The sequence below is a fragment of the Parafrankia sp. EAN1pec genome (assembly GCF_000018005.1).
Lineage (GTDB): Bacteria > Actinomycetota > Actinomycetes > Frankiales > Frankiaceae > Parafrankia > Parafrankia soli.
The window spans coordinates 8,120,739-8,140,964 of the sequence record NC_009921.1; the positions used below are offsets into that span (position 1 = coordinate 8,120,739).

18 protein-coding genes and 2 pseudogenes are annotated in these 20,226 nt (G+C 70.8%); 15 read left to right on the plus strand and 5 right to left on the minus strand.

Going from position 1 to position 20,226, the window contains the following annotated elements; genetic code table 11:
* Positions 1–713: 713 nt before the first annotated feature.
* Positions 714–2,039 (plus strand): hypothetical protein, encoded by a 1,326-nt coding sequence (locus FRANEAN1_RS33355; RefSeq protein WP_020464092.1) that lies wholly within the window; start codon positions 714–716, stop codon positions 2,037–2,039.
* A 231-nt stretch (positions 2,040–2,270) separates the two neighbouring features.
* Here the strand turns inward: FRANEAN1_RS33355 and FRANEAN1_RS44330 are convergent, their stop codons facing one another.
* Positions 2,271–2,498 carry a hypothetical protein gene (locus FRANEAN1_RS44330; RefSeq protein ID WP_347176859.1) on the minus strand — a complete coding sequence of 76 codons (228 nt, stop codon included), beginning with the start codon at positions 2,496–2,498 and terminating at the stop codon, positions 2,271–2,273.
* Between the two features lie 1,202 nt (positions 2,499–3,700).
* On the opposite strand from FRANEAN1_RS44330, the gene FRANEAN1_RS33365 reads away from it, so the two are divergent.
* On the plus strand, positions 3,701–4,870 hold the full coding sequence (locus FRANEAN1_RS33365; protein WP_020464093.1) for an HAF repeat-containing protein: 1,170 nt from the start codon (positions 3,701–3,703) through the stop codon (positions 4,868–4,870).
* Complete coding sequence (locus FRANEAN1_RS33370; RefSeq protein ID WP_020464094.1) at positions 4,870–5,622, plus strand: TetR/AcrR family transcriptional regulator; 753 nt, start codon at positions 4,870–4,872, stop codon at positions 5,620–5,622. Before FRANEAN1_RS33365 ends, FRANEAN1_RS33370 begins: the two co-directional genes overlap by 1 nt.
* Before the next feature lie 101 nt (positions 5,623–5,723).
* On the opposite strand, the gene FRANEAN1_RS33375 is transcribed toward FRANEAN1_RS33370, so the two are convergent.
* A complete protein-coding gene (locus FRANEAN1_RS33375; RefSeq protein WP_347176860.1) occupies positions 5,724–6,497 on the minus strand; it encodes a hypothetical protein in 774 nt (257 codons plus the stop codon).
* A gap of 1,058 nt (positions 6,498–7,555) precedes the next feature.
* Positions 7,556–8,284, minus strand: a complete 729-nt coding sequence (locus FRANEAN1_RS33380; protein ID WP_041255060.1) for a phosphatase PAP2 family protein — start codon at positions 8,282–8,284, stop codon at positions 7,556–7,558.
* Between the two features lie 572 nt (positions 8,285–8,856).
* On the opposite strand from FRANEAN1_RS33380, the pseudogene FRANEAN1_RS33385 reads away from it, so the two are divergent.
* The 7 genes and pseudogenes from FRANEAN1_RS33385 to FRANEAN1_RS33405 form a co-directional block, all read left to right on the plus strand.
* Positions 8,857–9,231, plus strand: a pseudogene (locus FRANEAN1_RS33385) (ABC transporter ATP-binding protein); the annotation flags it as partial.
* Positions 9,228–9,815, plus strand: coding sequence for a hypothetical protein (locus FRANEAN1_RS42690; RefSeq protein ID WP_020464098.1), 588 nt, complete (start codon positions 9,228–9,230; stop codon positions 9,813–9,815). The pseudogene FRANEAN1_RS33385 and the gene FRANEAN1_RS42690, both read left to right, overlap by 4 nt.
* Before the next feature lie 206 nt (positions 9,816–10,021).
* Positions 10,022–10,138: pseudogene (locus FRANEAN1_RS44335) on the plus strand (histidine kinase); the annotation flags it as partial.
* A gap of 303 nt (positions 10,139–10,441) precedes the next feature.
* The gene (locus FRANEAN1_RS44340) at positions 10,442–11,008 is read left to right on the plus strand and encodes a response regulator transcription factor (RefSeq protein WP_347177273.1); all 567 of its coding nucleotides are present in this window, start codon (positions 10,442–10,444) and stop codon (positions 11,006–11,008) included.
* 241 nt (positions 11,009–11,249) lie between these two features.
* On the plus strand, positions 11,250–12,341 hold the full coding sequence (locus tag FRANEAN1_RS33395; protein ID WP_020464100.1) for an AMP-binding protein: 1,092 nt from the start codon (positions 11,250–11,252) through the stop codon (positions 12,339–12,341).
* Positions 12,341–13,720 carry an aldehyde dehydrogenase family protein gene (locus tag FRANEAN1_RS33400; RefSeq protein ID WP_020464101.1) on the plus strand — a complete coding sequence of 460 codons (1,380 nt, stop codon included), beginning with the start codon at positions 12,341–12,343 and terminating at the stop codon, positions 13,718–13,720. Before FRANEAN1_RS33395 ends, FRANEAN1_RS33400 begins: the two co-directional genes overlap by 1 nt.
* A gap of 335 nt (positions 13,721–14,055) precedes the next feature.
* A complete protein-coding gene (locus FRANEAN1_RS33405; protein ID WP_020464102.1) occupies positions 14,056–14,931 on the plus strand; it encodes an LLM class F420-dependent oxidoreductase in 876 nt (291 codons plus the stop codon).
* Here the strand turns inward: FRANEAN1_RS33405 and FRANEAN1_RS41795 are convergent.
* Complete coding sequence (locus FRANEAN1_RS41795; RefSeq protein WP_157472891.1) at positions 14,928–15,134, minus strand: hypothetical protein; 207 nt, start codon at positions 15,132–15,134, stop codon at positions 14,928–14,930. The two genes, FRANEAN1_RS33405 and FRANEAN1_RS41795, sit on opposite strands and share 4 nt — an antisense overlap.
* 265 nt (positions 15,135–15,399) lie before the next feature.
* Here FRANEAN1_RS41795 and FRANEAN1_RS33410 point away from each other — a divergent pair, with 265 nt between their 5' ends.
* Complete coding sequence (locus FRANEAN1_RS33410) at positions 15,400–17,265, plus strand: sensor histidine kinase (protein WP_020464103.1); 1,866 nt, start codon at positions 15,400–15,402, stop codon at positions 17,263–17,265.
* A complete protein-coding gene (locus tag FRANEAN1_RS33415) occupies positions 17,262–18,035 on the plus strand; it encodes a response regulator transcription factor (RefSeq protein WP_020464104.1) in 774 nt (257 codons plus the stop codon). The genes FRANEAN1_RS33410 and FRANEAN1_RS33415 overlap by 4 nt, the downstream gene beginning before the upstream one ends.
* On the opposite strand, the gene FRANEAN1_RS39945 is transcribed toward FRANEAN1_RS33415, so the two are convergent.
* On the minus strand, positions 17,927–18,358 hold the full coding sequence (locus tag FRANEAN1_RS39945; protein ID WP_347176861.1) for a response regulator transcription factor: 432 nt from the start codon (positions 18,356–18,358) through the stop codon (positions 17,927–17,929). The genes FRANEAN1_RS33415 and FRANEAN1_RS39945 overlap by 109 nt on opposite strands.
* A 72-nt stretch (positions 18,359–18,430) precedes the next feature.
* On the opposite strand from FRANEAN1_RS39945, the gene FRANEAN1_RS33420 reads away from it, so the two are divergent.
* From FRANEAN1_RS33420 to FRANEAN1_RS33430, 3 genes are read left to right on the plus strand one after another with little or no spacing between them, the layout of a single operon-like run.
* The gene (locus FRANEAN1_RS33420; RefSeq protein ID WP_041255061.1) at positions 18,431–18,934 is read left to right on the plus strand and encodes a hypothetical protein; all 504 of its coding nucleotides are present in this window, start codon (positions 18,431–18,433) and stop codon (positions 18,932–18,934) included.
* Positions 18,925–19,602: a hypothetical protein gene (locus FRANEAN1_RS33425; RefSeq protein WP_020464106.1), complete on the plus strand. Its 678-nt coding sequence runs from the start codon at positions 18,925–18,927 to the stop codon at positions 19,600–19,602. Before FRANEAN1_RS33420 ends, FRANEAN1_RS33425 begins: the two co-directional genes overlap by 10 nt.
* Positions 19,599–20,225, plus strand: a complete 627-nt coding sequence (locus FRANEAN1_RS33430; RefSeq protein ID WP_020464107.1) for a hypothetical protein — start codon at positions 19,599–19,601, stop codon at positions 20,223–20,225. Before FRANEAN1_RS33425 ends, FRANEAN1_RS33430 begins: the two co-directional genes overlap by 4 nt.
* The last annotated feature ends 1 nt before the right edge of the window (position 20,226 follow it).

The window sequence follows — 20,226 nt, forward strand, 5'->3', positions numbered from 1 at the left end:
CGCAGCGTCAACCCATTTACGCAGGTCAGGACCTTGATCGCGGCATCGGGCCGCCCATTGGACCGCATCGGGACGCGGCCGGGGACCCGTTCGGCCATGTTCGGCACCGGGCCGTCGGCGTGAGCCGCGGAGGCGCCAGGGCGGCCGTCTTTCACCCCGACCGGCCGCCTTGGGCACCTACCCGAATTTGCCTACCCGAATGGGCCAATGAAGCCGAATACCGAGCCCGGCAGCCCACCGACCGACCGCCTCCACACACCTGGACCACATCAGGATCTGACCACGTCAGGCATCCAACTGACTACGCTCAGACATCTTCCGCCAAGACGAACAAAGGGAGTATTTCGGACATTTAGCTGCGGAGATGAATCGTAAATGCCTGCGGCGCAGCCAACATTGAAGATCGGCCATGCTGGCCGAGTCGAGGATCCCGATCATCGGCCAGCCGTCGCCGACCACAGATCCGGACTCGCGGAACAAGGTCATCCGCACAGTACGCGATTAACACGGAGGAGCACTCGAACTCTCCCTCGCCCCAGACCCTCCCGGGTTGCGGTGAACCTGGCGTTGGTAGTTTTCTGCGCAAGTCGAGACTGACCGGCAAACGCTGATCCACACCCTGCGCCGGACCGCCGTACTCCCGATAAGGGCGGTTCGACGGGCGCCGTCGGTGAGTGTCATGGCGACTCGTCACAGTCAAGGGAGAAGGATTAATGCGTATCACCAGAATGCGGGCCGTCACGGCCGGCGTTCTCGGCGCGGCCATGACGGCGGCGGCCGTACCGGCCTGGGCCGTTCCCACGCCGACTGCGACCGCGAACCCGTCCGCCGACATCGCCGAGGGCATCCTCGGCTCGCCGGATCCCACCGCTTCCGCGGGAAGCGGGATAACCGTCAACCTCGATCCGAGCGCCTCGCCGAGTGCCGCACCCGGGGCCACCCCGAGCGTTGGTCCGAGCCCGTCCCCGGGCACCGGCCCGGGCGTCATCATCAGCAGCCCTTCGGCGACACCGACCGGTACCGGCGACGCGACGCTGGACCAGTTCCTGTCCCTGCTCCCGTTCCGGCTCCCCTTCGACCGGGAAATCAACGGCATCGATGATTTCGAGACCAATCCGCTGCGGCTCAGCTACACCTGCACCGGCGCAGGTCCCGCCTGGCGGGTGAGCAACCAGTCGGACGTCGCGTTCGGCTTCGGCTGGTTTGACACCAGCCAGGGCTCCGGCATCTCCGCTCTCGGCCCACGGCAGTCTCTGGAGCTGCCGTCCCACGCCATGGCCGTGATCGCTTCGCCGTGGAACGAGACGACCGGGAACCTCCTGGTGACCGTTCCGGCCGTCGGCGTCTCCACATGCGCCGGGACTCCCGCGCCCACGGTGATTCCGGGCGGCGGCGGAGTGGGCGCGACGCCGACAGTCGGTGCCGGTGTTGGCGCTGGTGCTGGCGGCGGGACCGGCGGCGGCGGGACCGGCGGCGGTGGCGTTCCCGGCAGTGGGACCGGCGGCGGCGGGACCGGCACGGGCGGCGGTGGCGTTCCCGGCGGCGGGACCGGCGGCGGAGCGCCCACCGGTGGAGGCGGCGCGCCCGCGGGCGGCGGCACCGGCGGTGGAGGTGGCACAGGCACCGGCACAGGCGGTGGCGGTGGAGGTGGCACCGGCACCGGCACAGGCGGTGGCGGTGGCGGTGGCGGTGGCACCGGCACAGGCGGTGGAGGTGGAGGTGGCACAGGCACAGGCACAGGCGGTGGAGGTGGCACAGGCGGTGGCGGTGGCACCGGCACCGGCACAGGCACAGGCGGTGGCGGTGGCGGTGGAGGTGGAGGTGGCACAGGCACAGGCACAGGCACCGCCGGTGGAGGTGGCGGTGGAGGTGGAGGCGGAGGCGCACCCGCAGGTGGCGGTGGCGGCGGTGGAGGCGGCACGCCCTCAGGTGGCGGCGGTGGCGGCGGCACGCCCGCCGGTGGTGGTGGCGGCGGGCTGCCTATTGCCGCGCCCGCCGCACCGACCGCGGTATCCGCCGTGCCGTACTACACCGGTTGATCACCGGCGTAAGCCGGAACGCAGTCAGCGTCCGCCTGTCGGGATAGCGGCACCGACGCCGCCACCCGGCACGCCTCCCACAGATCATCGAGGGAATGTCGCGGGGGATCCGAAGCAGAGCCCGCAAAGAGCACGGAGCGGCCGAGGTTGGAGGCTTCCAGGATCGGGAAGCCTCCAACCTCGGCTGGCCCGCGGCCGCTGGCGCTCCCTCGTCGCGAGGTCCGGTCGGGCCTATGTCCGCCGGTAGAGTTGCTGGTAGCGGGCGGCAGCGTTCGGGTTCCGGTAGACGCAGCCGGGCCCGAGAGGTCGGTACAGGTTGGAACCGACGTTCCCTGGATCACAGTTGCCGAAGTAGAACTCGTACACCAGCCTCTTCCCCGCATGTTCCAGGAACCAGTCGTACATCCACTGGACGAAGTTGGCGCTGTCGCCTCCTCCGTTCGATCCAGCGCCGCTCACGACCCCCACTCACCGATACCGAACGTCTTGTTGTGCGCCGTGGCGAAGTTGTACCAATAGGTCAGTCCGCCAACCACTGTGGCCTGGGCGTCGAATTCTGCATTCGTGCGTGACACCGGCCAGGTAGCGTAGGAGTCCAGACGAAGGTGTCGACCCAGGCGTCGCTCGGATACATGTCGATCGCGTTGTGGCTCGGCGGGTTCTGCTAGTAGTTGGCGTTGAGGCTCCACCACTTTTCGGATCGGGTTCGGCCGTGGGGGCGGACCACGGGAACCAGTTGCCGTTCGCCTCCCAGGCAAGCCGGATGATCGAGTTCTGGCGGCCGAACGCGTTCAGCGTGTTACCGAAGTACCGCCAGTACGAAACATATGCGCCGGTGGCGCAGGTCGCATTACTCGCACCGATGTTCTCCGGGAACGGTGAAGCCCCGATTATCAGCCGGCCCGGCCAGGTGGCGAACCTCTGCAGGAGATCGGAACTGACGGCCGCACCGCGAGCGCGGCTCGGCACGGGTGGCCCGGTCCAGCGGCCCGCGCGAGTGACCAGTCCGGAGGCCCCGGGGTCGTGGGTCGGGTCGGCATCCGCGCCGGTTTCGCACCAGCCGCCGCAGAGCCGCCCCAAGATCATGATTGCCTGTCCGGAGTTGTGACCGACCCGGGGCGGCGCCACGCGCACGAAGCGGGCATTGCGCAGGTGAAGGGACCGTACCTCGGGGGGACGGCCGTTCGACCCGCTCGGGCTCGCCCGAGGCATCGACGCGGCCGGCGGCGGGGGAACAGCCGACCCGGGCGCCCGCGGCAGGATGGTCCCTGACCTGTCAGCCATCCCGGCTGGTTCGGCAGCCGTCGACGCCGAGGACAACCGCTACCTAACCAGCAATTACCGAGCCACTGGCCAAGCCATCACCAGGGACTTTCGAGACATTACTCGGTGAATTCCTGGAACCTCTCCGCCCCTACAGCCAGGTTTTCCCCTGGAAAAGATCCGGTAGGAGATCAGATCGCGAGACGGAGTGCGCAATATTTTGTGGCACGTACGTGGTCTGATGATGTGTCGCAGGCGGTCGGCCGATGCCGCAGAATGAAATTCTCGGACGCCGATGCCGGTCTCGACACACCCGATTACCGCACCAGGGGTTCACGCTCGGGCAACGTCGTGGACCACCGAACTCCCGGTGCCAGACAAATGGAGTGAAACCTGTTATGGTAAGTGACCGTCAACCAGTCGCGCGCTTCGCGGTGGTGGCCGCCGCTTCCTCGGGGCCGGTCAACCTGAGCAACCCGACGTCAGCGGACGCCTCGGCCACCGCGGCGCGACCACCGTGGCAGGCCCGCCCGGCCGCGACCGCCGTCACCGGGCCACCGGGCGTCCCAGGCCTCCTGGTGTGTGGGAACGCCAGTGGCCTGCTGGCCGGCCTCTGGCAGAGCGGCCGGGACCGGGTCGACGGCTTCCTGTGGCAGGCCGACACGGTTCGCCGCCTTCCCGGGAGCAGCCGTCCGATCGCCATGAGCTCTCTGGGCGTCGTGGTCGGCGAGATGATTGGCAGGCAGGGCCCGCAGGCATTCCGCTGGAGCTACGGCATCCACTCCGCGCTTCCCTACCTGGGCGGCACGGACATCCCGGGAGGGCATTTCAGTATCGCCGTGAGCGTCAACGGCCTGGGCCTGGTCGCGGGCAGCAGCAGCACCGACAGCGGCGATCGGCATGCCTGCCTGTGGCGGGAACACATCAGCGAGGACCTCGGCACCCTTGGCGGCCCGGAGAGCTCCGCCGCCGCCGTCAACGACCTCGGCCTGGTGGTCGGTACGAGTCAGACGCGCAGCGGGGCCGACCACGCGTTCGTGTGGTCCGACCGCCGTATGCATGACCTCGGCACCCTCGGTGGCACCTGGAGCAGGGCGTCCGGCGTGAACAACGCCGGGCTGGTCATCGGGAGCAGCGGCACGGCGGACAACCGGACCCACGCGTTCTGCTGGCAGAACGGAATAATGACAGATCTCGGGACACTCGTTGGAGATGAGCACAGCGAGGCCGTCGCGGTGAACAATGCCGGCCAGGTGCTCGTGCGCAGCTACGGCGGGGGAGTTCGGGCATTCCTCTGGTCCGGCGGCGACCTCACCGAGATCCACGGTTTCGGCGAGGGTTGGGTCGACCCGGCCGGGCTCAACGACTCCGGCGTGGTCTGCGGAACGGTCGAGCTCCCGACCGGGGACGGGCATGCGTTCCGCTGGCGGCACGGAGTGGTCACCGATCTCGGGACCCTCGGCGGGAGGCAGAGCTCGGCCAGTCACGTGACGGCCAGTGGAGTCGTTCTCGGTGAGGCGGTGAGCGTCTCGAGCCCCGTCCCCCACGCCGCCTTCTGGACACCGTAGTGGTGCCTGAGAGCGGCGGTGCGCCGCATGCCACAGCGAGCGGCCAGCGTGGCGACGCCGGCACCGCCTACAGACCAGCAGAACGGCCCCGGCGCTCCGACGCCGTCCGCAACCAGGAGCGCCTGCTGACCGCGGCGCGGGCGGTCTTCGCCGAACTCGGCACGAACGCACCGTTGAACACGATCGCGCGACGCGCCGGGGTCGGCCCGGCGACGCTCTACCGGAACTTCGCCAACCGCGAGGACCTGATCGAGGCCGTGTACCGCGAGGATGTCGCCGGTCTCCGCCGCCAGGCGGACGAGCTGGGCGACCGGCTCCCGCCCGGCGCAGCGCTCGCCGCCTGGCTCCGGCAGCTCGCGAGGCACCTCCTGGCCCGGCAGGGGGTCTTCGTCCTCGAGCTCGAGGGCCCGCCAATCGCTCCGCTACCGCGGACGGCGCCGCCTGCCTCCCCCGCCACGCCGCTCGGTGACGCCGGAGCCGGAGTGCTCGCCCGTGCTCAGCGCGCCGGCAGCGCGCGTGCCGATATCACCGTGGACGACCTGGTGGCGGTCACGGCCGCGCTCGTGTCGGCGCTGGGCCCTGGCGGCGGCGAGCGAAATTCCGGCACGCCCGAGGCCCAGCCGGCCGCCGGCGAAAAGGGAGAAATCAGCGTCCAGCATTCACAAGATCACGATACCGGCGCATATCTTGACCGGCTGCTGTCACTCGTCGCGGACGGCTGGCAGATTAGCGACCGCGACGGTCATCCCTAGCCGTGCTTCGAAGGCGGTGCGTGGCACGGAGAGCATCCCCGCGGTAGGCGGGCCTCCACGGTGCGGGCGCGCATCGACCGTCTCGTAACTGGGATGTTCCCTCAAATGATGATCAAGTGCAGGCCACTGCGATCCGCTCCGGAGCCGGAGAGGTCCGGCCCGTTCCAGGTCGACTGCGCGAGCGGCGCGATATCGCCAGGTACGGCGACGATGACGGTCCCGTACTTGCCGAGGAGGTCCATAATAGTTGACCTGATCCGAATAAATTCGACACCCGTGTGCCCAACGTGCACCGGGCAGAGGTCGCCGCTGTCCAGACGCGCTATTCCGTCGGGTATCTGCTCGCCGGCGGCGACCCGAGACCGGTTCTCCATCCGCCATTGCCGTTCGCTGAGCCAGCCCACGACGACCAGGTCGGGGAGACCGTCGCGCTCCAGCCGCAGCCGCGCTCGCGCCACCATCGCATGGTGGACAGCCGCCGCGGCCGCGCCCGGTGCCGCCACGGGTGAGGCTCTATCACCGGTGCTGACGAGCCTCTCCCCGTCCGGCGTCAGCCGGACGAGACGACCCTGGTTGGCAAGCACCGGCTCGGCGCATGCGACCCCGGCGTTCGCCCAACGGGTCACGATCGACCGTGCCGCGTTCTTCGAGATGAGCCGAGCGGGGTTGAGCACGTCAGGAAGGTCGGTCTCGAAGACCGCATGCATATCGAAGATCCACTCGAGCGCGTGCAGATCGCGCGTGTTAAGTCGAACCGTCCCCTGGTCGGCTCTCCTCCTAGGTATCCGAGTAGCCACCGTTCCTGCTGCCTCCACGCACTCGCAGTACACCGGACGGAAGTAGATTCCCAGAGGACTTTTGACCCTGAGAGCCATCACGATCCCGATGAGACAAGAGTACATGGCAAGGAGACAGAGGTGAGGAGACGAGCGACTGGCGGTCGTGCGACTTCGCCGGCTGGCCAGCAGATAACCGGCTACTGACCGGCTCCTGCCAATCAGGCCGGCATTCAAAGCGCTAAGATGCAACGTCGCGATGACAGACCGAAGCACGCCCACGCGGAACTGATTATTTAAATCAGGCACAGATTTTCGGGAACCGGATGGGAACTCGTCCACATTGTCCGGAATTTTTGAGGTACCAGCATCCGCCTGGACCACCCTCCGCGCGGCGAGCTGCTGAACTTCAGGTTGGTGGAACCAGCAAAGGGTTCAGACACGCCCGGCCGCCAGCTCCAGGACGACAAGACGTCACGCCTCGGAATGCGGGGCACGCCTGTCCCCCGCATCCAGAACGACCGTCGTGGCGTCCCGGTGGCCCACCATGACCCCAGGGCGCGCCGTACGCGCGCAGGTCACGATCCTGCCGGCGGCGGAGAGTTGCGGAGGATCGCGCCTGACACATTATCGGGCGCGACGCTGTAAGCGGGGCGGGGAACGATGGCCGGCGCGAGAGCTGATCAGCGCGTGCCCGAGAGACGCCGAGTCACTCGGCAATGTCACGCAGGTTCACAATCCCGGCCATACTCAACACCGTAGAACCAGCATCGCTGCTACTGGTAACACCGCTAGCCTCTCGGAGCGTCACACGCAAGCCGGGAGGTCCGTGCCAATGCGGCATTGCGCGCATAGAACGCACGACCGCACCGCCGGCACGGCTGCGACAGGCGGACAAGGCGGCCGGGCGCTGCGCCGCCCGATCCCGTTTCGCCACGGACCGCTCCGCGGCCACGACGCCGTCCTCGGCGGCCACCGCTCCCGCTCAGCTCAGGTACCGGCCGGGGACGCCGCCAATCGCACCACAGTGATCGATAGAAAGATATCCGGCCGGACGTGCTTCGATCTGTTCCACACCTGCCTCGGCCGGCCCGACGCCGGAAGAGCGGCGAGGAGGCCGGTGAGGCGATCCCGTATGGTCCGTCAGGAGGTGGCGATCAGCGGGGGTCCGGCCGGTCTGGCTGATCCCGGCCGATCCACGCGAACAGGGCGCCCAGCAACGGCAGGCAGACAACAGCGAGGACTGTGGCCAACAGCCATCCGGCGAAAACATCAGTGGGCCAGTGCACCCCGAGGTAGATCCGGCTGAGCCCCACAGTGAACGCCCAGATGCCCGGGACGGCGACAGCCGCGACCCTGGTGGAGCGCCTGCGGGCCCGGCGGTACAGCACCGCGGCGAGACCCGCGGCGACCAGCGCCGAGGTGGTCGTGTGGCCGGACGGAAACGCGAAGCCGGACGGATAGGTTATCCAGTCCGCCACCGGCGGTCGCGCCCGGCCGACGATGACCGCCAGCGAGGTCCTCAACAGCTGTCCCAGCAGCAGCGCCACGACCCCGGCGACGGCGCCCAGCCACCACCGCCACCACCGCGACCACCGCGGCACCGCCAGGGCGCCGGCGACCGCGGCAAGACAGTAGGCGCAGGCACCGACGCCGGTGTCGGTGACGGCGACCGCGACATCGGACAGCCCGGGGTTACGGTGAGCCAACACCCACCGGTGCCACCCGGCATCGAGCCCGAGCGGCGTTCCACTCCGGAGGACGACGGCGCCCAGCAGCACCGTGAGCAGGACCCCCGCCGCTCCGGCGACGGTGTACCGGATGGTCTCGGTGCGGGCCCGCTCCGAACCGGGCGGGCCCACCAGCCGGTCAGAGGTCGAGCGCACCAGTTGCCCGCCGGGTCGACGCATGTCCGTCAACGGGAGTCCCTGTCGGCACATCGGTGATCATTACACGGGTCGCCGGCAAGGCCCGTCGGGACACGATGGCCCCCGCCTTGATGTCAGGCGCCGCGACACAGCCGATGATGATCGTTTTCAACGGTCCTGTTCCCCGGTCGAGCCTTCTCCGTCGGTCGTTCGCGACTGGTTTTTCGCGGCCGTTCCCTGCGCGCTTCCTCCTTCCGCAGCCGAGCTTTCGCGTTCGGTTCCGCGGTCGTTTCGGGCCCCGCGACGCGCCTCGACCGAAGAGCGCGTCCCGCCCGCCGGGTGCGCCCCGTCCGAAGACCGCGCCTCGCCCGAAGACTAGGACGGCCGACATGTGAGGACGATGTGGGACGGCCCTCCCCTATCACCATCAGCTCCCCGCTGTATGACTGCTCCGCCAGGTCGTGAAACTGGCCGGGACCCCGCTGTGCTGACCGGAAGCAATAGCCAGTAGGTGTTTCCCGGCTGGCCGCCGTTAACAGGCAGGAAGCGGCTCCGGATGGCGCCGGTAAGTCCATCACGATGCGAATGATCATCTGATGAGCGAGGTGGCGCTGGTCGCCGACCATCTCATCATCGTCGGGCGCGGGCGGGTCCTGGCTGACACCATCGTGCGGGAGCTGGTCCGGCAGGCCGGCGGCGACACCGTGGCGGTCGCCAGCGCCGACCCGGCGCGGCTGCGCGGCCTCCTGGCCGGTCCCGGGGTCGAGATCACGGCGACCACGGGGTCGGAGCAGTTGAGCGTGACCGGCATGTCGGCCCGCGAGATCGGGACCAGAGCCGCTGAACACGGCATCGCGCTGTTCGAGCTCACCGCCCGGACGGTCTCCCTGGAGGATGCCTTCATGGCCCTTACCAAGGACGCCGTCGAATACCATTCCGAGACGACCGTGGCGAGGGCGGCATGACCACCATCGCTGAGACCCGGCCCGTACCCGCAACGCCGTCCCGGACGGCCGGCTCCGGTCAGAAGGTGACCGGCCGGCGGGTGCTGCGTTCCGAGTGGGCCAATCGGACGTCTGATCCTCCGGTGCTCGCGGTGAGCGGCGACGACGCGGCCGGCGGGCTCGTGGGACATCCCGCGACCGCCCGGTTGTTCCACGCCGGACAGCGGGTCCGGCAGTGGGACACCGCACGCCCCTGGGCGCTGGACACCGCCGTCGTGGTCGCGATCTTCCTCGCGTTCTGCCTGCCCGACCTCCCGCACGACGGGGACCCTCCGGACACGCCGATCCCCTTCGTCCGGCCGCCGCTGGCCGAGATGCTGCTGTTCCAGGCCGCGCTGCTCGTCCCGCTGTGGTGGCGGCGCCGCGCCCCGCTGGCGGCATTCCACGCGGTCATGGCGGCGTTCGTCGTCGAGCTGGCCGTCGGTGTCCTGCTGCGCGCCGACGTCGCGCTGCTGGTCGCCGTTTACAGCCTGGTGCTCCACGCGCCGCTGCGGCGCCTGCCGTGGGCGGTACCCGCGTCGATCGCCACGTTCTGCTGCTCGTGATCCGCCTGGCCACGGTGCTGCCGGTGGGGGATGTGATCTTCCTGCTCCTCAGCGTCGGCGTCGCGGCCGCCGCGCTGGGGTTCGCGGTGCGCATCCGCCGCGCGCAGCTGGCCGCGCTGCGCGACCGGGCCCGTCAGCTCGAGATCGAGCGAGACCAGCGCAGCAGACTCGTGGCGGCCAGCGAGCGCGCCCGGATGGCCCGCGAGATGCACGACATCGTCGGCCACAGCCTCGCAGTGATCATCGCGCTGGCTGACGGCGGCGCGTACGCCGTGGACGTCGCGCCCGAACGCGGCAAAGAAGCGCTCAACCTGATCGGCGACACCAGCCGCCGGTCGCTCGGCGAGCTGCGCCGCATCCTCGGCGTACTGCGGGAGCGTGCCGAGGCGCCCGATCTCAGCCCGCAGCCGCGCATCGCCGATCTCGACTCGCTGTGCCGGCGCGTCCGCGCGGCCGGGCCGCAGGTTGAGTACCAGAGCGCCGGTGAGCTCGATGCACTGGATCTCGGGGTGCAGCTGGCGGCGTACCGCATCGTCCAGGAGGCGCTCACCAACATCCTCAAGCACGCCGGCCCGCGCACCCGGGTGCGCATGGCGCTGCGCATCGACGGCACCCGGCTTCGGATCATGATCCGGGACAAACGTCTCGGCTTCCGCATGCTGCTCGAGAGCAACCCCGACACGGAGGTGGCCGGCGGCGGCCGCTCGCGCATCCTCATACTCACGACCTTCGATCTCGACGAGTACGTGCACGCCGCGCTTCGCGCCGGCGCCAGCGGCTTCCTGCTGAAGGACGCCTATCCCGAGGAGCTCCTCGCCGGCATCCGGGCGGTCGCCGTCGGCGACGCGGTCATCGCACCCGCCCTCGCCAGGCGCCTGCTCGACGCGTTCGCACAGCATCTCGGCGATGCCCTCCCGGACGGGGAGCGGGCCGCCGACCCGCGCCTGGACACGCTGACCGAACGGGAACGCGAGATCCTCGTCGCCATCGGCCACGGCTGGACGAACGGCGAGATCGCCGAGCGGCTGGTCCTGTCCGAATCGACCGTCAAGACCCACGTGGGCCGCATGCTCGCGAAGATCGGCGCCCGGGACCGGGTGCAGGCCGTCATCTGTGCCTATGACCTTGGCCTGACCCGCCCGCAGGCCCGTACCGAAACCGCCCGGGACCACGGAACCGACAATCGGCAATAAACGGGCGAGACAGGCCGCACGCCGCACAATTAAATTAACATCAGGTGGACGGGTATCGCCCACTCGGACCGTCAACGGACTCGGACCGTCAACGGACTCGGACTGTCAACAGCCGGGGATGAGGGACGGCGATCTCGCGATCGTACGATAGGAACCGGCTCGGCGCTCTCCGACCTGGTTTCAGCGGGGGCGAGAATCAGGATCGTCGAACTGCACGACCGCACGTGTCCGGAGGCCGTCCATGCTCCCATCAATCCTTGACATAACCCCGGGAGAAATCGCTTCCATCGACGCCGACGAATACATCGGCGCTCTGATGCGTTGGCATTTCGCGGAGGAAACTGGTAGCCCGTACTGGTTGCGCCGGTCCCGGAGCCTGGATTTCGACCCGATCGCCGACGTCCGGACTTTCGCCGATCTCGCGCTCTTCCCGAACGTCGTCAACGAATTCCGCGATGTTCCGGTCGAGGACCTGGTTCCAAGAGGGCTGACCGGCGCGGACCGGGTGATCGCGGGAATCTTCGAGAGCGGCGGGACGACCGGCGCCCCGAAAAGATTCGTGATGTTCGAACGCTGGGCCGAGTTCGCACTTAGCTGGGACGAGTTTCATTACAGCGACCTCGGGACGACGAACATCCTGGCGGTCGCGCCCAGCGGGCCGCACATGTTCGGCGATTTCGCCAGCAGGAGGGCACGCCGCCACAACGGCGTCAAGTTCACCGTCGACCTCGACCCCCGGTGGATCAAGAACCTCATTGCCCGCGGCGCCCTGGAGGAGGCCGACCGCTATGCCGAGCACCTGGTCGACCAGGCAGCGCACATCCTTACCAGCCAGTCCGTCGGAATCCTGGTCACGACTCCACCGCTGCTCGAGCGGATAGCGCGGCGCGCGGAGCTCGTCGAGGTAATCAACAAGAACATCCGGTTCATCTGCTGGAGCGGCGCGCACATGGACGCCGACTCGCGCGACATCTTCCGGCAAGAGGTATTCCCCGGAATCCCCCTCAAGGGCCTTTACGGGAGCACGACGGTGCTCGGTATGTCCCGCGAGCGCCCGCAGGAGGACTCCGACGAGCTCGCGGTGTTCGATCCGCCCAGCCCGTACATCACCTTCCAGGTGGTGGATCCCGGGACCGGCGCGGCGGTCGGGTTCGGCGAGCGCGGCCAGGTCGTGATGAACCACCTCACCAAGTACGCGCTGGTGCCGAACAACCTCGAGCGGGACACGGCGGTCCGGGTCGAGCCGCTGACCGGAGCGCTCGGCTGCGCCGTCGCCGACGTCGCCCCGGTCACCACCTTCGACAGCCAGGCCGTCATCGAAGGGGTCTACTGATGGACGAGCAGATCCACATCGACGCGCTCGGCCCGACCGGGCCGTACCGCTCCCGCGAGCGCAAGCCGCTCACCGCGCTCTCCGGGGAGCACATCGGCGAGATCAGCCAGATGCCGACGCTCTACGTGCGCCGGGCGCTGGCCGCGATGCGCGCGGCGCCGACCGTGCCGGCCGCCGAGCGGTTCGCCGCGCTCGACAAGGCCGCCGACCTGTTCACCGGCGCCGCCGTCGGCGGCCTACACCCCGACGACTACGCCCACCTCGTCTCGCAGGCGTCGGGTGTGCCCCTCGGCGTGGTCCGCCAGTCGGTCGAGTGGGTCGCGGAGGTGCTGCGTTCCCAGCGGCGCACGGTCGAGCTGGCGATGCCCCGAGGCGCGGTCGCCGACTGGCGCGACCCGGCCACGACCACCGGTTCAGCGGTCTGGGCCCGGCGCGGGGACCTCTTCGCCGTCCACGCCGCCGGCAACACCCCGGCCGTGCACGGGCTGTGGCCCGAGGCGTTGGCGCTGGGGTACAAGGTCGCGCTCCGGCCGTCGTCCCGCGAGCCGTTCACCGCCTTCCGGCTGGTGAGCGCCCTGCGCGACGCCGGTTTCCCGCCTGCGGCGCTGACCCTGCTGCCCACCGACTACGCGGCCGCGGACGTCATCGTCGCCGAGGCCGACCACGCGATCGTGTACGGCGGCCAGGACGTCGTCGACAAGTACCGGGCCAACCCGCGCGTGCTGACACAGGGGCCAGGGCGGTCGAAGATTCTCGTCACCGCCGAGGTCGACTGGCGGGAGAAGATCGACGTCATCGCCGGCTCGGTCAGCCACCTGGGGGGAACCGCCTGCACCTGCGCCACCGCCGTGCTCGTCGAAGGCGACCCCGAACCGCTGGCGCGGGCGCTCGCCGAGCGGCTGGGCCGGATCCCGAGCCTGCCGCCCGACCACCCCGACGCGATCCTGACGGTGCAGCCGACCGCCACGGCGATGCAGCTCGACCGCTACCTGCACACCGTCGCCGGTGACGCGCACGCGTTGCTCGGCGGGGACACCATCGTCGACGACCTTCCCTCGGGCGGCTCGGTGCTGCGGCCGGCGGTGCACCTGGTCGCGTCGAGCACGGCTCCCCAGCTGAACGTCGAACTGCCGTTCCCGTGCGTCTGGGTCGGCCCCTGGCACGAGCGGGACGGCGTCGCCCCGCTGCGCGACTCCCTCGTCCTCACCGCGATGACGACCCGGACGGACCTCGTCGACACCCTGCTGGACGAACCGTCGATCACCAACCTCTACCTCGGGGACAACCCCACGACCTGGCTGCGCCCCGGCATCCCGCACGACGGCTACCTCGGCGAGGTCCTGATGCGCAGCAAGGCGATGATCCGCTCCGGTCCGTGAAGCCCCCCGCTGGCAACCACAGCCGACAGGGAGGATGGTGCCGTCCGGCGTGTAGTACCCGGGCGAGTGGACGTCCCGCGCGGCGTCGGGAGCCGGCGACTGGGCGCGCTACCGCGCGTGACAGGAGTGCGCCGCCAAGCTGCTCACCAGACATCGTCCGCGCCATCGTTCAGCAGGTCAGCGGCGTCCCCTGTCGTCGCCTTCGTCCGGCGGGCGCGCAGGTACTCGATCAGGATCGGAACCGCCGAAGGGCCGCCGCGATGTGAGGTGGAATACGACGTCGCCATTGACGGCTGGAGTAGCGAAAGGGCCAGTCACAGCGAAGGGACGGGGCCGTGGCGGTTGACGTCGGCAGGGTCGGAGTATGGCGGGTTTCGTTCTACTGGCCTGGCGACGCCGGGCAGCACGCGGAGATCGCCGCGGAGCTGGAGGATCTCGGGTACGGCGCGATCTGGATCGGCGCCTCCGCCGGTGACCTCGCGCTGCCGGAGACACTGCTGGACGCGACGTCACGGATCGCGGTGGCCACGGGGATCGTCAACGTCTGGACCGAGCCGTTGGACCAGGTGGTCGCCAGCTACGCCCGCGTATCCGGGGCCCACCCCGACCGACTGCTTCTCGGCATCGGTGCCGGGCACGCCGCGAACGTCGAGCCGACCGGGCAACGCTACGAGCGGCCGTACCAGAAGGTGGTCGACTACCTGGATGGCCTCGACGCGGCGAAGACGCCGGTCCCCCGGGAGAACCGCGCGCTCGCGGCGCTCGGCCCGCGGGTTCTCGCCCTCGCCGCCGAGCGCACGGCGGGCGCGCATCCCTACCTCGTCCCACCGGAACACACGCGGCGGGCCCGAGAGATCCTCGGGAGCGGTCCGCTGCTCGCCGTCGAGCAGAAGGTCGTCCTGGAGACCGATCCGGAGCGGGCTCGCACGATCGCCCGCGCCACGGTGAACCGCTACATGACCCTGCCGAACTACACCAACAATCTCCTCCGGCTCGGCTTCACTCCCGACGACTTCGGAGGCGGCGGCAGCGACCGCCTCGTCGACGCGCTCGTCGCCTGGGGTGACCTCGACGCGGTCCTCAGCCGCGTGCGGGAGCACCAGGACGCGGGCGCGGACCACGTGTGCATCCACGTCCTCACCGAGGACCCGACGACTGTTCCCCGGCCGCAATGGCGCGCCCTCGCCACCGCGCTCAACCTGGTTTCCTAGCGGCGCTGCTCAGCGCGGCGCGGACGGAGGGGCGGGAGGCGCAGCACCATCACGGGCACCCCCGTCTCCTGCCGGATGCGCGTGACGACCGGTTCGACGTCCGCCCACCAGCGGCTGGCCGCCTCGAACGGCCCCAGGGTTCCCAGATATTCGCCGTCGGCGGTGAGCACCGCGCTGAAGGTCCGCCCAGGTACCCGATTCATCCCGGCCAGTGTCACGATTCCCGGCCGGTCGCCGCAAAGGATTTTCCGGGGCGGTCGCCTCGACCACAACGCGGGAGGCCGTCTACCAGGCCTTTCCGTCATCACGCCGCCAGCGGCGAGCAGGGCCGGCACGAGTCGCCTTTCCGGTGTTCCGCGGAGTGAGCGACTGCCTTGTCGATGGTCACTGGCTGGCGAATAATCGATCAGTAACCTGAGCGATCCGCCGGTCAGGTTCCGGGCAGTTCGGGGGGTGGAGAAGGCGGCCGTGCGCGAGCATGCGGGCGGGCGGCTCCTCCCGGGGACGGCGGCCGTGGGAGAGGCACCCGGCGGCGCCGCGATCGACGGCGCCGCCGCGCCCGCGGTGGACCACCGGCGCAAGCCCGCGGCGTCCATGACCGGAAACGGGGACGACCTCCGCCGGAGGTACGGGGTGCCGGCACTCGCCGTGGTGGGCGCGGTCATCGGGGCGGTGGTGCTCTGGCTTTCCGACGGCGGTCGGGACGAGGACACGACAAGCACCCTCTTCTCCGGCCTCGTCGGCGGGCTCTACCTGCTGACCGGTTCCGTCACGCACCTGCGCCGACCGGGTCGGCTGGGGTTGCGGATGGTGATGGTCGGCATCTCCTGGTTCGCCGAGGACCTGCAGGTCTCGAGCTACCCGGTGCCGCACACCGTCGGAATGTTCTTCCGGTGCGTCGCCTCGGGATGTCTCGTGCACCTCCTGCTGGCCTTCCCCGAGGGGCGGCTACGGACGCGCACCGAGCGGGTGGTGACCGGCGGCGTGTACGTGTTCGTGCTCGGCCTCGTGCCGCTGGGCGTCCCGTTCTACCGGTCGTTGACGCCGAACCTGCTGCTCGTCGCCAACCTGTCCCGGATGCAGGACCTGCTGGTCGACAGCACGCAGGTGGTGTTCGCCGTGATTGTCGGCGGGCTGCTCGTCCGGCGCTGGGTTGTCGCCACCCCGCCGGCCCGCCGGGTGCTCGCGCCGGTGTACGGCGTCGGGCTCGTCGGGAGCGTCGCGTCGCTGCTCCACCCGGCGCTGACCGGTTCGACCGCGCTACTGATCAACGAGGTCGCCCACCTCGCGACCCTCGGGCTCCCGGTGGCGTTCCTGGCCGGCGCGCTGCGCGTCCGGCTCGGCCGCACGGCCGTCGGGGACCTCCTGCTGCAGCTGCCGCAGATGCCGCCTACCGAGCTGCGCCACCTGCTGGCCCGCGCGCTCGGCGACCCCACGCTGCGCATCGCCTACCCCCATCCGGACCATGCCGGTTCGGACGCCGTTTCCACCGACGGATACCTGGACGCCGACGGGCAGCCCGTGACGCCCCGTCCGGATGACGCGGTGACCCCGGTCCGGCGCGGCCTGCGCGTGGTCGCCGTGCTCCTGCACGACCCGGCGCTGCGCGCCGACCGGCATGTCCTGCACGCCGTGACGGCGGCCGCGGCGCTGGAGCTGGACAATCAGCGGCTCGCCGCTGAGGTGCGGGCCCAGCTCACCGAGGTCCGGGCGTCCCGGGTCCGCATCGTCGCGGCGGCCGACGAGCAGCGCCGCCGGATCGAACGCGATCTGCACGACGGTGCCCAGCAGCAGCTCGTCACGGCCGCGCTGATCCTGCGGCTGGCGCGGGACCGGCTCGGCCCTGCTCCCCCCGACCCCGAGCTCGGCACGCTCCTGCGGCGGGCCGCCGACGGGCTGGAGGCGGCGGTGAAGGAGCTGCGCGAGCTCGCCCGCGGCATCCACCCCGCGGTGCTAACGGAGGCCGGGCTGTTGCCCGCGTTGCGGACGCTCGCCGCCCGTTCGGCATTCCCCGTGCAGATCGTCGACGGGCCCGCGTTGCCGCCGCTGCCGGACCCGGTGGCCGCGACGGCCTACTTCGTCGCCGCCGAGGCAGTGACGAACGCGGCGAAGCACGCCCGTGCCAACCAGATCCACGTCCACGTGCGGACGTCCGGTAACCGGCTGCTCGTCACCGTTGCCGATGACGGCGTCGGCGGCGCCGACATGAGCGCCGGAACCGGCCTGCTCGGGCTGCGCGACCGGACGGCCGCGCTCGACGGCAGCCTGGTCGTGCGCAGTCTCCCCGGCGCCGGGACGTCTGTCCACGCCGAGTTACCTCTGGAGGGGTCTTGACCACCACCGCACCCGCCCCGGCCGAGGACGTGCCGCGCGTCGTCCTCGCCGACGACGCCTCGCTGTTCCGGGCGGCGCTCGCCGAGCTGCTGGAACGCGACGGGTGCGCGATCGTCGCGCAGGCCGGGAACGCGGACGAGCTGCTCGACGCCGTCGAACGGCACCGCCCGGACCTCGCGGTCGTCGACATCCGGATGCCGCCCGGCTACCACCTGGAAGGGCTGCGTGCGGCCGTGCTGCTGCGGCGTAGCCACCCCGGGACGGGTGTGCTGCTCCTGTCCCAGCATCTGGAGGTCGCGCACCTCGACGAGCTGGTCGGGCACACCGCGCGCGGCGTCGGCTACCTGCTGAAGGACCGGGTCACCGGGCCCGGCTTCCTGGACGCCGTGCGCCGGGTGGCGGCCGACGGTTGCGCGTTCGACCCCGAGGTCGTCCCGCTGCTCGTCGGTGGCCGGGGCGGCCCGCGCGACGAGCTGGCCGCGCTCAGCCCGCGGGAGCGGGAGGTCCTCGCGCTGATGGCGCAGGGCCGGTCGAACAACGCGATCGCCGACGAGCTGCACCTCACGACACGCACCGTCGAGACGCACGTCCGCGGTGTCTTCCAGCGGCTCGCGCTGCCCGACGAGGCCGAACACAACCGCCGTGTCCTCGCGGTGCTCGCCTACCTGCGCTCGGTGCGACGACCCACGATCAACGCCAGCGCGGCCGCCGACAGGCTCGACTTGGGAAGGAACCCTGCGGCGGACGACCGCTCGACCGCGTCGCCGTAGTGCTCGGCGTCGCGCACCGAGCAGAACACCACTGTCGCGTCGGGGGCCGTGCGGTGTAGCGCCCGGCAGACGCTGAACCCGTCCATGTCGGGCAGGGCGATGTCGAGCAGCACCACGTCGGGGCCCGCCTCGGGCACGCCGGCCAGCGCCTCGGCCCCGGTCCCGGCGTCGCCCACCACCTGGTAGCCGCCGCTCTCCAGGAGCGCTCGGGCGACGGTGCGGAACGGCGCGCTGTCGTCGACGATGAAGACGCGGCCCACCGCCACCCGGTCCATCTCACGGACGGTAGCACCGGCCGTCGGCCCCGGCCTCGGTGTCAGCACTGAGAGAACCGCTCCCGGAAACCAGTACTGGCACGGATGTGCCCGGGGCCGGCCCGGCCGAGACTCCCTCCCATGAAGGCCGTCCTGACCGGGTTCGCGTGCGTTCTCGCCGTGATCGTCGTACTCGTGGTCGTCCGCGGCCAGATCGACACCGACTCGGGCTCGTCCGGTCTCGGCAGCGGTACGGGGGGGCCGGGACCGGGCGGGCAGCCGGTCGTCACGACGAGCGTGACGCCGGAGGTGACCGCAACCCCGGACGTCACGCCAAGCGCGACGCCGGACTCGACGGGAACCCCGACCGTCACACAGCGGGGCACGACCGGCACGGACCGCGTCGACTGCTCGAGCATCGACAGCGAGCTGAAGATCTCCGCCTATGGCGGGATGATCCGCTGGAACGCGGCCTCCGCGTCCGGTGTCTCGGTCAGCCCGTCGTCCGGGTTCCTCGACGAGGGCGAGAGCGAGGTCGTCCGCGTCGGCGGGAGCTACTCCGACGGCGAGGGCTTCACGGTGGTCGTCTCCGCCCCGAACCAGTCCGGCTCGGGCAGCGTCAACTACCCGTTCACATGCGTGTGACGAAGCGCCGCGCGTCGCTGTGGCGGCATCCGGTGCTGACACCCGGCTACGCGGCGGCGATCGCGTTCGGTGCCGTCGCCCTGTCGGGCGTCGTCGTGCCGGCGGCGTCGCAGTCGCCGGTCACCGACAAGCCGGAGCGGGTCACCGGCACCGTGGCCGGGGCGCCGGGCTTCCGGCTGCCTGCCGGCCTGACCGTCCAGATCCGGCACGGCGCGGCCATGCTGGCCGAAGCCGAGATCGACACGCAGGGCCGGTGGTCCGTGGACGTCGTTCCCGGCGACCACGAGGTGTGCGTGGTGCCGCCGGCGGCACCGGTGCGGGTGGCCGGGTCGGACCCGGCGTCGGTGTGCAGCCGGGAGCGGATAGCCGCCGGCACCCCGACCAAGGTGACCCTCGAGCAGGTCCAGGTGGTCGCGAAGTGGACCGGCGAGGACGGCTCATTCCCGACCGACAGCCAGGTCACGATCAGCTACGCGCAGCGCGACCTGGCCAGCAAGGCCCTCGACCTGAACGGACGGTTCACGCCGTCCGAGCTGCCGCTGAACGCGGTGGTCTGCCTGGACCCGCCGACCGGTTGGTGGTTCGCCGACACGAAGACCCGCAGCCAGCAGTGCCAGTCGGTCACCAACCCGGCCGCCGACGTGCTGTTCCGCCTGGAGAAGTCATGACGGGGCGGGCCGCGGCGGGACGAGCGGGGCGGGTCCCGCTGCTCGCGGCCTCGGCGCTCGTCGCGGCCGGGCTCGGCTGGGCCCTGCTGTTCCGGGATCGCCCGTTCGAGACGACGCTCGCCGTGGTACTCGGGTCCGCCGCCGTCGGCACGCTGCTCGCGGCTCTGCTGGGGCAACCGCTCACGGACCGCGCCCGGCCGCCGGAACCGGACCGCCCGTCGTTCGGGCCGGGCACCGGCGGCACGCAGCCGCAGACCGCACAGCCGGAGACCGCGCAGCAGCAGACCGGGCAGCCGGAGACCGCGCAGCTCGTGCTGCCGGTCGGGCGGCCGGCAGGCGGTGCCCCGCCCGCGGGGCAGTGGTGGACCAGGGACGCCCCGCCGGCGGCGGCGCCCGCCGCCGCGACCGTGCCGGCCCGCCCGGCTCCCCGCGATCTCGGGGAGCTGCGCGACTCAGCCCGCGTCGTGCAGTGCCCGCGATGCGGCGCGTTCCGCCTCGACGTCCAGCAGACCGGCGCGGGGTATGCGTTCCGCTGCCGTGTCGACGGCCACGAGTGGGCCTGGCGGCCCGGAACCGCGTGGCCGGTCGCCGTCGTCGCGAGTCGCCGCCGGAGTACCCGTTGAC

Excerpts from the sequence above, each read along its gene's own strand:
- FRANEAN1_RS33355 (WP_020464092.1), top strand. The coding sequence starts at position 714 with ATGCGTATCACCAGAATGCGGGCCGTCACGGCCGGCGTTCTCGGCGCG.
- FRANEAN1_RS33365 (WP_020464093.1), top strand. The coding sequence starts at position 3,701 with ATGGTAAGTGACCGTCAACCAGTCGCGCGCTTCGCGGTGGTGGCCGCC.
- FRANEAN1_RS33375 (WP_347176860.1), bottom strand. The coding sequence starts at position 6,497 with ATGGCTCTCAGGGTCAAAAGTCCTCTGGGAATCTACTTCCGTCCGGTG.
- FRANEAN1_RS42690 (WP_020464098.1), top strand. The coding sequence starts at position 9,228 with ATGACCACCATCGCTGAGACCCGGCCCGTACCCGCAACGCCGTCCCGG.
- FRANEAN1_RS44340 (WP_347177273.1), top strand. The coding sequence starts at position 10,442 with ATGATCCGGGACAAACGTCTCGGCTTCCGCATGCTGCTCGAGAGCAAC.
- FRANEAN1_RS33395 (WP_020464100.1), top strand. The coding sequence starts at position 11,250 with ATGCTCCCATCAATCCTTGACATAACCCCGGGAGAAATCGCTTCCATC.
- FRANEAN1_RS33400 (WP_020464101.1), top strand. The coding sequence starts at position 12,341 with ATGGACGAGCAGATCCACATCGACGCGCTCGGCCCGACCGGGCCGTAC.
- FRANEAN1_RS41795 (WP_157472891.1), bottom strand. The coding sequence starts at position 15,134 with ATGAATCGGGTACCTGGGCGGACCTTCAGCGCGGTGCTCACCGCCGAC.
- FRANEAN1_RS33420 (WP_041255061.1), top strand. The coding sequence starts at position 18,431 with ATGAAGGCCGTCCTGACCGGGTTCGCGTGCGTTCTCGCCGTGATCGTC.
- FRANEAN1_RS33425 (WP_020464106.1), top strand. The coding sequence starts at position 18,925 with ATGCGTGTGACGAAGCGCCGCGCGTCGCTGTGGCGGCATCCGGTGCTG.
- FRANEAN1_RS33430 (WP_020464107.1), top strand. The coding sequence starts at position 19,599 with ATGACGGGGCGGGCCGCGGCGGGACGAGCGGGGCGGGTCCCGCTGCTC.